Origin of the sequence: Bacillus sp. CR71, assembly GCF_003429245.1 — a bacterium.
In the GTDB taxonomy this organism is placed as follows: domain Bacteria; phylum Bacillota; class Bacilli; order Bacillales; family Bacillaceae_G; genus Bacillus_A; species Bacillus_A thuringiensis_S.
Genome location: NZ_CP031748.1, coordinates 2,088,209 through 2,101,909, shown reverse-complemented (window position 1 = coordinate 2,101,909; position 13,701 = coordinate 2,088,209). Strand labels below are relative to the sequence as shown.

Below are 13,701 nucleotides of genomic sequence, written 5' to 3'. Positions count from 1 at the left end.
AATGGCCTAGCATCTCTATATAAAGAGACGCTAAGCCATTTACTTAACGCGGTACCACCCTTATTGATTCCATTATGAATCCACCTTAGTAGTAATCGTTTGATTACAAACCTAATATCGAAGGTTAACCGTTAAGATTTACTAAGAATGTGATTCCGTTCCACCTTACTGCTCCTAGGCGAGTTCAGGATGTCATTTGACTATGTCGCACCAACCCATAGCTCTCTGTACAAATACATGACCTTACTACTCCTATTCAACACATTGTAATATTTAGAATATATTTTCTTTTGAAATTAATATGAAGTATATCGGTTATATTTGTAACTGTCAAGGGGTATATTAATTTTTTGTCGAAATGGTTCATATTGATAACTCACTTTTACTAAGCTTATTAGCAAAAGAAAGAGTCTATATTTTCATCTTTTTACGGTATAAGACGAGTACAATCTCTCGGAAAAGCACTCGCCTCTCGTACATTTGTTAATTCTAATAGTTTATATACAATCCTTTCTAACCCAATTCCGAAACCTCCATGCGGGGGACAACCGTATCGGAATGTATTTAAATAAGATTGAAATTTCTCTGGGTGTAATCCTTTTTCTTTAAACGAAGCGAGTAACATTTCATAATTATGAATTCGCTGTGCCCCTGACGTTATTTCTAACCCTTTATATAATAAGTCGAATGAATCAGTAATAGCTGGATTCTCTTTATTTTGCATCGTATACATCGGTCTCGCTTCTTTCGGATAATGTGTAATGAAAACAAATTCACTATTATATGTTTCCTTTACATATTTCCCTAGTAACTTTTCACCTTCTGTATCTAAATCCCCTACAGGAGATTCTTTACGATACTTACTTTTCAAAATTTCTTGTGCTTCTAACAATGTAATTTTAGGTATTTCAGTAATAACAGGTACTTCTATTTGTAATAGTTGTAGTTCTATTTCACATTTTTTCGCTACTTGTTGAAACATATATCGTAAAACATCCGTTTCTAGTTGCATCACTTCATAAAAATCATGAATAAAACCAAGTTCTACGTCTAACGATATATATTCATTCAAATGACGGGAAGAATTATGATGTTCCGCTCTATATACAGGTGCAATTTCAAAAACTCGTTCTAACCCACCTGCCACCATCATTTGCTTATAGAACTGTGGTGATTGTGCTAAATAAGCTTCTTTTTGGAAGTATGGAAGCTTAAAAACATTTGCTCCTCCTTCTGCCCCTTGCGAAACAATTTTCGGCGTAAAGATCCGTGTGAAATCGTTCTCTATAAGAATTTCACTAAAGCTCTGAACGAGTGTAGATTTCACTTTAAAAATCGCTGCGGTTCGCTCATGCCTTAATGATATTACTCGCTCATTAAGTAGTTGATCTAAGCCCACTTGTAACTTCTTTTTATTTATTTCAAATGGAAGTGGTTCTGCACCGTTTATTACTTTCACTTCATGAGCAAGTACTTCAACACCCAATTCTGTTTTCGACGTCTCGACTATTTCACCGATTACATGGACAACACTTTCTACATCAACTTTATATCCAGCCAATCCATTCTCTAATACACATTGAATTACTCCTGTTCTGTCCCGTAATAATAAAAAACTAACATTTCCAAGATGCCGAATTTTTTTACCCATCCTTGAAGTAATACAACCTTTCCACTTTGTTCCATACATTCTTTTGTGAGTGAACGCTTCATTATTGAATTCATTATTTTTCCCTCCAGTAATTTTATATTTATTTACGTTATTGTTGTCATCGTCATCATCCACGGTCACTCACCCCCTTTCAAAGAATACAAAAATCCGCCCCTATAAATAGGGACGGATTTTTTTCCGCGGTACCACCCAAATTGTCATACTGACCATCTTAGCCCTGATAACGGTAGGTACCGTTTGCTTTTACTAATAATCACGTTCAAAGCAACACTCACAGGTGTCTTTCCATCATGCGGTATCACAACCTTCTCAGCAACCGGCTGCTCTCTGTAGACCTTTGCACCATGTACTTTTCCTGATCATCACTTTTTATATTTACAGAGTATTCTAACTTCTCGCTTTATAAAATGCAAGAATTTTTTTGAAACATTCTGATTTTCTAACTCCTAACTGCTTCTAAAACGGGAAAAGTTAATTTTGTAATACATATTCTTATGTATCAAATCCGAAATTACACATCTAATATTTTCCTAATTTTTACATAAAAACCGTATTTTTCACGCATATTAATAAACAAATTTAAAGCGAGGTGTGCATATGCAAAAAGCAATTAGTTTCTTTCTCCTATTGTTTTGCCTAATTGTAGTAAACGAAACATACGCCTATTCACCAAAATCTTTACCAATCTCTCAAAACTCTGGTCAATGGCTAGTGAATATTGATAAACCGAAAAAAACAAACAAAAATATGCTTCAAGCTAAAAAAAATGAATTTCAAACATATCATTTTTCAGTAAAGAATATCGGGAATAGTGAAGTATATAACGTAAACGTCGAAGTATTCCGCAACGAACCAAATAAGAAAACGAAATATGAACTCTTTTCCCTAAAGGAAAGTCGTTTAGCAAGTGGAAAAACTGGATTTGAACACGCTAATTTACCTGTTGCTACAAAAGCGGATGAGGTTGATGTTATTATTACATGGCAAGAACACCCATTCCGATTGATGCGAAATGGTCAAAAAGTTGAATCTAGAAAATTTAAAGAACATTTTGTTTTTAAAGAAGCTAAAAAGTAAATGGGATACGGATATATTCACACTATCATTGATATAGCTTTATTTACTAGTACCAGTTCGTAAGCAAATTAAAAAGTCGTGGCTTATAATGCCACGACTTTTTATATTAATTCGTACTAATGCCTCTCGCTGCCCAAATACGATCGATATCAGCAGCATGTTGTCCGCCATATAAAAGAGCATCTGCTTGCTTAATCGCTTTTGCTCCATCACTGAATTTAGAGTTTGGTGTTAATGACCAGTGTGATTGTAAAATGATTTTTGTTGCTACATCACGGCCAAAAGCTTGTGCCATTTCGTATTGACCTTGTGCCCAAATTTCACCATCATCATGCACTTCATTCGTTATATCTTTCGGATATACTTTATTCGTATCTAATCGGCGTAAGCATGTTGGATCTGAACTAGAGTAAGCTGTCGCATCCCATTCTCCAACACATGCTTTTCCGTATCCTGTAGTCGATACTGCATCTTCATATGTAGCACCTAAGAAGTCGCCAAATCCTTCTCCCATCGCTCCGCCTTCTGCTGAACTACCAAAGCCAGGAACTTGGTTATCTTGAATCGAATGCCCATACTCATGTGCGATAATACCAGCATCTTCTGCATCATCAACACCGCCAGTACCGAAAGTTAAAGCTTTTGTTGATGGAGAATAGAATGAATTATCATCAGTTGTACCATTAACATTCACTTTTATCGAACGGTTATTAATATTTTTAAAACCTAACCCTTGAATGTAACGCTGTAATGTATCGATATGATAATACGACATCACATCTTCAAAGCTATCATTTGCACGTGTATAGTTAAATTGTAAATTCGTAGATTTTGTTTTCGCTTTTGAAGAAATCGTTACATATTCTCCAATTAAAAATCCTGTTCCATCTAAACCTTTTAACGTAACAGTTTTCAGTTGGTTCGTTAGAGCTGTTGAATCTGCATCGTTATTATCTTTTAAGCCTACTTTACTACCGCTAGATACGACTGGGTTAGGTAAAAATACTTTTCCTGATCCTTCAGCTTTTCGGTTTATATCAACCTTTTTAATTAACTTTCCATTTTCTGCATCAATAAATGTTTCCCATGCACCAAATGGATTATTAGAATGGACTACAACTTTATATACTGGACGAGCCATTCCTTCTTCAACAATATATCCGAATTCTTTCTCTGTAGGAGCCCATAAGTTTTGCTCACTTGCTTCTCCAACATACGCCATTGATTTTTGTATTGCATCTTTTTCACTAATTTTTGTCGTTACTTCCTTCACACCTGTAACAGGCTGATAATCAGAAACAGCGAGTACTCCCTTCCCTTCTCCGTTAAGAGTAACTGTAATTTGTTTTGAAAATACAGGAGCACCGTTAACAACTTGTTGAAACCTAACATATGAAGCTACTGACGTTTCTGTTGTAGAAATATATTGCAAGTCTGAAAGGTCTGCCTTCAATCCATACTGCGCAGCATTTTCTTTTAAATATTCAGTTGCTTTTTTCTGTGGCGAATAAGCTTCTAACTTTACTTGCTGTTGTTTTTCCAATGCCGAAACCGTAGAAATCGTCCCCATTACTAACGGCACAGTCATTGCCATTGCCACCATTTTTTTATTAAACATAGAACCACTCCCCCTAATAAAGTAGCTCAACCTTATCCCGTTACCACTCAGCAATCATTCTCCACAAAATGGAGGGATAAAAATTGAATCTAGGAGTAATTCTCTATGGACAATTCTATTACCTTTCCATTTGAGGTAAGTGAAATTTTCTCAATATTTATGTGTAAAGTGAAAACAATACTGTAGAAATATATTTCTACAGTATTGTTTTCGGTACGCTATGAAAAAAGAAAATTGCTAGTAATCCTATCGAATGTATAGTCAAATAAATTCTAATCATACAAAAAAGGAAGTTGGAATCATTCCAACTTCCTTTTTTCTTTAATTAGCCGCACTTAATTTAATTCTAAGTTTTGTCTCACCTAAAGAAAGTTCATCGTCTTCGTTCGTTAAGTGACCAAATGTAAATTGTTTAACGAGTAAGTTTTCTTCCAATAAATCTTTATGGTTCGTTAACGTTCGCTGTAGCTCTACTTCTGTATCGAGAATAACATCGACTCGTAAATTAACTGGTAAATTCAACTGTTTACGATATTCTTGAACCGCACGAATGAATTCACGCGCTACTCCTTCTTGTAACAATTCTTCCGTTACATTCGTATCTAACATAACTGTGTATTGTCCGTTAGTCGTATTAGAAAATCCTGATTTTGCAACTTTCTCAACTAACACATCTTCAGCAGTTACAACTACTTCTTCTCCTGGTGTTGCTTCGTAAACTGCTCTTCCTGTTGATACAAAGTTTTGCACTTCTTCTTGTGATAATTGTTTTAGCCAACCATTCACTGCATTCACATTTTTACCGAACTTCGGCCCCGCTGTTTTAAAATTAAGCTTCAATTGATATGATGTGTATTTTGTTTCATCGAGTTCAACATGGAACGCTTTTACATTTAACTCATCCATAACGATATCACGATAAGATTCCCAATCCATATCATTCTCGTTATGCTCAAGTAATACAAGTTCTGCTAGCGGCTGTTTTACTTTTAAAGAATGCTGATTACGGTTACTTCTTCCAAGTTCAACAACTTGTAAAACAGCATCCATTTCCGCTTCTAATTTCGGCTGAAGTAGTAATTCATTTACAACTGGATAATCAGCTAAATGAACACTACTTCCTTCTAAATTAAGATGAATGTCTTCCGCGACAAACGGTGTGAATGGTGCAATTAATTTACTAATTGTTACAAGTACTTCATGAAGTGTCTCATACGCAGCAGCTTTTTCAGCGTTCATACCAGATTCCCAGAAACGATTACGTGAGCGTCTTACATACCAGTTACTCACTTCATCTACAAGTGCTGCAATTTCACGAGCTGCATTCGTAAATTGATAATCATCAAGTGCTGTTCTCACTTTTTTCGTTGTACTATGCAATCTTGATAATACCCATTCGTCTAATTTCGTAAGCTTTACATTATACGTTTCTTTCGGATTATACTCATCTAAATTTGCATATAAAACGTAGAAGCTATACACATTGACTAATGTATCTACAAATTTAGATTTCGCTTCCAGTACTGTTCTTTCAGAAAAACGCTTCGCATTCCACGGGGCACTATCAACAAGTAAAGCCCATCTTAGCGCATCTGCACCAAACTTATCTACTAAATCAACTGGGTCTAGTGCATTCCCTTTACTTTTAGACATTTTCTGTCCTTCTTCATCTAAGACATGCCCTAATGATAACACTCGTTTATACGGTACTTTTCCTGTATACAGTGCTGAGACTGCTAATAAACTATAAAACCAGCCGCGTGTTTGATCAATTCCTTCTGCAATAACATCCGCTGGAAACTGCTCTTCAAATAACTCTTTATTTTCAAATGGGTAATGATATTGTGCAAATGGCATAGAACCACTATCAAACCAAACATCAATTACTTCTGGTGTACGATTCATTGTTCCTCCGCATTTCCCGCAGCAGACTTGCACTTCATCTACATAAGGCTTATGCAATTCCAAATCTTCTGGTGTTTCGTTCGTACTATGCTTTCTTAATTCAGCAATGCTTTTCGGTGCGAACTGATGATTACAACTTTCACATTCCCATACGTTTAATGGCGTTCCCCAATATCTATTTCGGCTAATATTCCAGTCCACCATATTTTCTAAAAACTTACCAAATCGTCCATGTTTCATATGATCCGGATACCAAGTAACAGAATCATTATTTTGTAAAAATGTATCTTTAATTGCAGTTGTTCGGATTAACCAACTTTCTCCTGCATAATAAAGTAGTGGTGAATCACAACGCCAGCAATGCGGATAGCTATGTTCATATTTTTCTTTATGATACAGTAAACCTTCCTTCGCTAAATAACGAACGATATCCACGTCACAATCTTTTACAAATTTTCCTTTCAAAAATGGTACTGCTTCTGTATACTCACCTTTTTCATCTACAACGTGCAAGAATGACAATCCTTCACTTTGAACGACTCTATAATCATCCTCTCCATATGCTGGAGCAATATGAACAAGTCCTGTACCACTATCTGCTGTTACAAAATCTGCTGCGATAACGCGGTAACCATTTGTAACTTCTTTCATCGGAAATGGGGCTGCATAAGATGTGTTTAATAATTCTTCGCCTTTATGAACAGATAATACTTCATAATTCTCTTTTAATACTTCTTGTACACGTTCTTTCGCAACAATATATACATGACCTTCTTGTTTTGCTTTAACGTATTCCATATTTGGATGGACAGCAAGCGCTACGTTTGCTGGAAGTGTCCAAGGTGTCGTTGTCCAACCTAAGAAATACTCATTTTCACTATCTTCCACTTTAAACTTCACAGTTGCACTTAAATCTTTTACTGTTTTATACCCCTGTGCAACCTCATGTGAGCTCAATGAGGTTTGGCAGCTTGGGCAGTATGGTGAAACTCTATGTCCTTTATATAACAATCCTTTTTCATGGATCGTCCCCAAAATATGCCATACACTTTCGATATATGGATTCTCTAAAGTTACATATGGATCATCCATATCTACCCAATAACCAATACTTTCAGTGAATTCACGCCACTGCTTTTCATATGTGAAAACACTCTCTTTACACTTTTGAATAAATGGTTCAATACCATATTCTTCGATCTCATGTTTACCAGAAATACCAAGTTGCTTCTCAACACCTAGTTCTACAGGTAAACCGTGTGTATCCCATCCTGCTTTTCTTACTACTTTATAACCAGCCATCGTTTTATATCTTGCTACTAAATCTTTAATTGCCCGACCAAGTGCATGGCCGACGTGTGGTAAACCGTTCGCCGTTGGTGGCCCTTCATAAAACACAAACGATTGCGCGCCTTCTCGATTCTGAATTGATTGTTCAAAAATGCTTTGTTCGTTCCACTGCTTACGAATACGTGTTTCTCTCCCTACAGCTGACTCTTTTACATCTACTTTCTTCATCTACAATCACTCCTTTGAATGTTTTAAAAGCACACAAAAAACCCGCCCCTATGAAGTAGGGACGGGTTTACCCGCGTTACCACCCTAATTCTATTAGCTTTTTCACTAATAGCGCTTAGCAACGTACTATCATACGTGTTCTTTGTAACGGTAGACATCCGTCCGGGCTTACTCACTTTCAGCCTCGGCTCCTCGGAGATGATTTTCAAATAACGTCTGCCCACCGGCTTTCAGCAATATACCGGCTCTCTGGAGAACAGTTCACTATTTTACTCTTTCTCGTCTTCAGATTTGTATACTTTGTTAAAAGTTATTTTATGCCATTTGACAACTAATTGTCAACTAATTCAAAATATATCCTTATCTTTTCCCCTATTCTTATACAATTACTTTTCAAATTCTCGCAATGCTGCTAAATTTTCATCATCCTCAATAAGTTCAGCAAAGAATCCCGATTCATCCTCACGAAGGACAATTTCAAGCTCTTTCTTCGCCTCTTCATTTCTATTTAACTGTGCTAAATAACAAGCACGATCATATCTTGCTAACAAATCACTTGCATCCATTGTTAATACTTCATTTGCTATTTTTTCTGCCTTTAGTGTTTGGCCGGCACCATGATATGAAGACGCTAAAGAAAGGAGAATTGCTGTTTCATTTGGATGATTTATAGAAGCATTTTCTAATAGATGAATTGCCTCTTCAAACCTTTCTTGACTTTGATACATTTCTCCTAAAGCAAGAAATGCTCTACTTACGAACGGTGTTTGCTCCATTAATTGTAAGATCATCTTTTCTGCTTTTCTTTCTTCCCCTGCTTTAAAGAATACTTGTGCTTGCAGAAGAAGTGTATCATAATCATCTGGTAGTTCTCGAACCATTTGCTTCGTTAATTCCAAAGCATCTCTTAACATATCTTCTTCCTCGCACTCAACGAAAAGATTTACAAGTTGCTTCGCTACTTCATAATCCCATCTATTTTCTAGTGATGTGTGCAAAATCTCTATTGCTTCTTTATTCATCTCTACATTCTCATAAAATAGCGCAAATCGCTGTGCTGCCATACTATTTTTCGGATTTAACTTTAAAGAGATTTCATATAAATCAATTATCATAGTAACCATTGAAATTTCTTTCGCACGATTTTTCATACGATAAAAAGCTCTCGTAATGATAGATCGTTTTGGCTGTTCATGCAGCTGCCGTTCAATCCATATTTCCGTAACCGCAGCTGCAGCATACATGAATGCTGTACTTCTTTCTGCTTTTTTCACCTTTAACGTATGAAGAAAATCTCGTATGTTAGACAATTTTTTATGTTGCTCTACTGCTTTTACATAAACATCAAATATACGTTCATTATCAAAATCTTTTTGTATTACTTTCATTGCAACTTCAATTGCTTTTACATTTCTTTTTTTCACTAATACTTTTGCATAATGATATAGAACTTCTATATGCTCACCATCTAATTGTAGCGCGTATTCAATCTGTTCTTGTTCTTTATCTATTTCATTCATCGCACCATGCACATATGCAATCGCATCTAAACGCCATATTTCAGGTACTTCTTCCGCTAATTGTTCTAGTTCAGTCAACAATTCTTCCTGAAGATTCATATCTACTGAAAGCTGTGCCAAATATTCCATATTAATATGCAACGGCTCTTCTTTCATCGCCTGAACCATATGACTTTGTTCTTTAAAACGGTTTTCTTCTTTTTCGTATATTTCCGCAAGCTGTAAATGTACACCTACGAAATTCCCATCAAGCTCTAAACATGTTTCATACGCTTGTTTTGCTTCCGTCAATTGTCCTAATGCCATAAGTGTTTCACCAATTCGGTAATACGGTAATGCCGTTTCCTTTTGTTCTATCGCCTTACTATATCTTTTCATCGCTTGGCCGTACTGTCCAATAGATTCATATAAAATACCTGCATAACAACCGTACTCACTTACTTCATTTCTTTCTTTGTGTAACGTTCTTAAAAACGCTATACCTCGTTGTACAAATTCCGTTCCTTTAATTCGATTCACATATTCATCTAACGCACTTGCTACATTATAATCACTTTTCTTTATACCATTTTCTAACTTAGATAGCGCTACTTTAAACCCTTCTTCATTTCCACCAAGTTCAATTTCAGCATCCCATAAAACCATTCCTGCATTCATGAGGAAATCTTGGCTCTTTTCAATTTGCTTCTCAAGACCAAGAATATATTCTTTTGCTTCCTTGTATTGTTCTCTTGCCATATAAACTTGTGTAAGTCCGAAGTGAGAATAAACATCCTCATCATTTTCTTCTAAAGCACGCTTATACAATACTTCTGCTTCTTCCAAGCTATCATTTTGAAAATGATAGTCACCTAATTTTACGTAAAGAGATGCTTTATCATCACAATTCTCAATACCGTTTAATAAAATTTCTTTCGTACTTTCCTCATCCTTCAAATCAGATTCGTATATTTCCGAAAGTTTTGTATAAATGTAAGGTGCATTACTATCCAAATGAATCGCTACTTTAAGCCCTTTTATTGCTAAATATAATTTTCCTAGTTGATGTGCACATCTCGCTCGTTCATACCATACATGTGCTTCATATTTATATTCTTTTAACAAGTCATTAAAGATTTCATATGCTTCTTCATATCTTTCTAAATCTATTAATATTATACCGTGATTCGTTAAAGTAAACCTTTCAGGACTACGCTCTAACGCAACTTGAGAGTATTGCAATGCTTTTTCAGATTGATCAATATACATATAGGATAAAGCGAGAAAACTCCAAGCAATAGGCTGATCTGCGTCTAATTGTAACGATGAACGAAAGCTTGAAATTGCTTCTATATAACTTTCCTGCTCAAAAGCATATCTTCCATTTATCAAATGATATAATGCACGATTATTTTTCTTCTCAACGCTTGTCAGCATTTGCTCGGCTTTGTCTACTTCCTGAAGACGAATAAAACACTGTGCACCATGCAATTTAACAAAGTCCGAGTTCGGAAACTTTTCCATTAACTTATCGATACAATATAAAATAAATTCTTTATCTACTTCAACATCTAAGTGCTTTATCGTATATAACCACGTATTTGGATTATCACTCGTTTCTTTTAAAAATTGTACTAAGTTACTAATTCCCTCTTTGTCATGTTCATCTAAATGATCCGTAAGAGAAAAAATAGATTTAAAATAACGATTTTCTTCTTCACTTAGAAACGCTAGTTGCTCCTTCTTTTCTTTCGGAACAAACGTGATTGCTAAACAGCCTGTATAACGATATTTTTCTTGTAATTTACTATATTCCACAAGAACTGGTTCTATAAAGTTTGGATCTTGAACATAGAAAGCTTGCAATGTATCATCATATCCAGATAGAACTTGTACGTGTGAAGCATGCTCAATATCTATACTTAATAAAACAGGAATTCCTTCGTCAATCAGTCTCTTATAATTCTCTTCATTCCCTTTAAAATAACGATATTCATAACCTAATTCTTCTAAATAAGAAACAGTATCTGAAAACTTCGAACCTGTCATATCAAAAATAAACTCTGCTATTTCATCTTGTGTACGTTTCTCTCCCCATATACGCAACATCATCTCTAAACTTGTCGGAACACAATAATTATCCTTTTGTACAATAGGAACTATCGGCAAGTGAACCTTTTTTCCATCCGGATTTTTTTCTAAATTATGATATAAAGATTCTTTTAAACTCTTTTCTTCTCTTAATAGCTTTTGTAAATCTGCAAACTTATTCATTTTGTACAACGCTTCTGCACGTAAATGTACAAAGTAAGTATTATAGGCATGATATGGCAGCTGAGTATTTATGTTATCTATTACCGCTAACATTTCTTCATATTGCTCTAAATCTAATAAATACTTTACCTTCTCAAAATGAAAATATGGTACTTGTGGAAACTTTACAATCGCATCATCAATTAACTGTATTGCACGTTTTTGTTCCCCTTTATTCGCATACAATTGTGATAATAAATAGGTAGATAACTCTTCACAATCTTCATGCTGTATGCCAGCAATAAATTGTTCTTCCGCTTTCTCCCATTCACCTGTATGCATATAAACGTAGCCCCATTTATCAAAGACTGCACGTGTACTGTACTCCTCTGCTTTTTTCATATACATTAGCGCTTCTTCGTTTCGTTTCATTTCTAAAAGACATCGTACTAACGTAAAATATGTTTTCGCTAAAAAATCTGCATCTATTTCTTCTTTACCTAACTCTTCTAAAGAAGATTTTAACAACTGCTCTGCTTCAAGAATTTTTCGCTCATCAATTAACTCATCACAATATAAAGAGAGCGTTCTCATATTTGGGAATTTTTTATAAGCGTAGCGAATGAGAAATGAACTGCATTGGTGCATAAGCCCTTCATCAGTAAGGCGAATTAATATATCAAACTCCTTATGCGAAGGAATATTGGCAAGCCAATTCTTCACATAGGATAAAGTATTCGTTTCTTTTATATATGCAATTTCATTATTTATTTCCTGTAATCCGTCTACAAATCTCTTATCTTTCAAACAAGTTTCTAATTGCTTAAAATCTAGCATGCATTCACCTCGAATTTATATTTATACTGCTACTTGCTTAGATTTTACACACCATATAGTATGTATTCAACTAAAATCTCTTATAATGGATGGTATTAATTAATATTATTCAAATTTATAACAAAATATAGTAAAAATGATTGTTTTTCTCTGTATTTTGTTTGATTATATGGAATAACGTAACATGCAGTTTTGATCTTGTAAAAGCTGAACTTAGTACATAAAATTATATCGCCGATAATTCAAATATATCAGCGATTATATGTCGAATACCGACTTATCGACATTAAACGACAATTCTTATACATCATACCTTTTAACAAACTATGTCACCAAATGTAATTTTCATATTGGGAGCGTATACAAAAGAAGAATACACATGAAATATTTTAAAAAATCGTAGTTCAGCTTCATATTGAGCTAGCGCATTATCATATGTTAATCCTCTGGCTATTAAACGTTCTACAAATTGTTGCTTATCACCCGGATCACCTGCAATCCCCTCTTCTTTTAATGATTGATACAAATCGTTTTTATCATTGTGATGCATATTTGAATCTAAAAAGTTCACTTTATCGCTTACTCTACACTCAATATTTTTCACACCTAATTCACTTAAATATATCGGTATTTTCATGCCTATATTGCCATCTTTACCATTTCTTTTCGTATCACTTTCAAATAATTTCTGCAAAATACCTAACTGAATAAATTCTGATTGTTTCTCCCCATCTAAAGAGTATGAAGACATATTTGATATCCAATGTGGTTCAAAACAGATTATTTTTCCGCCCTTTTTAATTGAATGTATCATTTTTTGTAGCATCGTTTTTGGCGAACTCATATGTAATAAGAAAGCATGACAGATTGCTATATCGTATTTATCGTTCAGTTCAATTTCTGTAGCATCTTCCTCAATAAATTCTGATTCATACGGGAGGGAACGAAACAACTCTCTCGCTTCAGCTATTAATGCTTCTCCGCTATCAATGCCTGTATATGTTGATCCACCTGGAAGTAACGGCAACAAAACTAACCCTAAATAACCATATCCACAGCCATAATCAACAACATGTACTGGATCAGAAATCTTCCAAACTGAATTCACTAGAAAACTTACATAATCGCTATTGTAATATAAATCTCTCGTGTTTTTTAAATACGCTAGTTTACTGTTCCAATCGTATGTTTCCAACGTCTAACGCCTCCTTTTATATACACCCCTTACAATTCTCCATTTAACAAAAACATTCCTACATTTTAATTCCCCCAGAAATTAGTTTAATAAAGTGAGATTACTACTTACATGGCTCCTATACCAA

At 34.8% G+C, this 13,701-nt stretch carries 5 protein-coding genes, 1 pseudogene and 3 other annotated features; of the genes and pseudogenes, 1 reads left to right on the top strand and 5 read right to left on the bottom strand.

The genetic code is table 11. From position 1 onward, the window contains the following. Positions 1-20: 20 nt before the first annotated feature. Positions 21-269 (bottom strand) — a binding site (T-box leader). 158 nt (positions 270-427) lie between these two features. Continuing rightward, positions 428-1,725, bottom strand: a pseudogene (aspS, locus tag DOS87_RS10760) (aspartate--tRNA(Asn) ligase). Between the two features lie 105 nt (positions 1,726-1,830). Further along, positions 1,831-2,044, bottom strand: a binding site (T-box leader). Between the two features lie 225 nt (positions 2,045-2,269). On the opposite strand from aspS, the gene DOS87_RS10755 reads away from it, so the two are divergent. Then, a complete protein-coding gene (locus DOS87_RS10755) occupies positions 2,270-2,749 on the top strand; it encodes a hypothetical protein (RefSeq protein ID WP_081143858.1) in 480 nt (159 codons plus the stop codon). A gap of 106 nt (positions 2,750-2,855) precedes the next feature. On the opposite strand, the gene DOS87_RS10750 is transcribed toward DOS87_RS10755, so the two are convergent. The 4 genes from DOS87_RS10750 to DOS87_RS10735 all read right to left on the bottom strand — a co-directional run bounded on the left by DOS87_RS10750 (position 2,856) and on the right by DOS87_RS10735 (position 13,574). Then, positions 2,856-4,367, bottom strand: a complete 1,512-nt coding sequence (locus DOS87_RS10750; RefSeq protein WP_000482263.1) for a M36 family metallopeptidase — start codon at positions 4,365-4,367, stop codon at positions 2,856-2,858. Between the two features lie 321 nt (positions 4,368-4,688). Further along, positions 4,689-7,790, bottom strand: a complete 3,102-nt coding sequence (ileS, locus tag DOS87_RS10745; protein WP_000754894.1) for an isoleucine--tRNA ligase — start codon at positions 7,788-7,790, stop codon at positions 4,689-4,691. Positions 7,791-7,844: 54 nt separating this feature from the next. Next, positions 7,845-8,085 (bottom strand) — a binding site (T-box leader). A 91-nt stretch (positions 8,086-8,176) separates the two neighbouring features. Next, positions 8,177-12,379, bottom strand: a complete 4,203-nt coding sequence (locus DOS87_RS10740) for a bacteriocin-processing peptidase family protein (protein ID WP_208730254.1) — start codon at positions 12,377-12,379, stop codon at positions 8,177-8,179. A 316-nt stretch (positions 12,380-12,695) separates the two neighbouring features. Next, on the bottom strand, positions 12,696-13,574 hold the full coding sequence (locus tag DOS87_RS10735; RefSeq protein ID WP_208730253.1) for a class I SAM-dependent methyltransferase: 879 nt from the start codon (positions 13,572-13,574) through the stop codon (positions 12,696-12,698). Positions 13,575-13,701 lie beyond the last annotated feature (127 nt).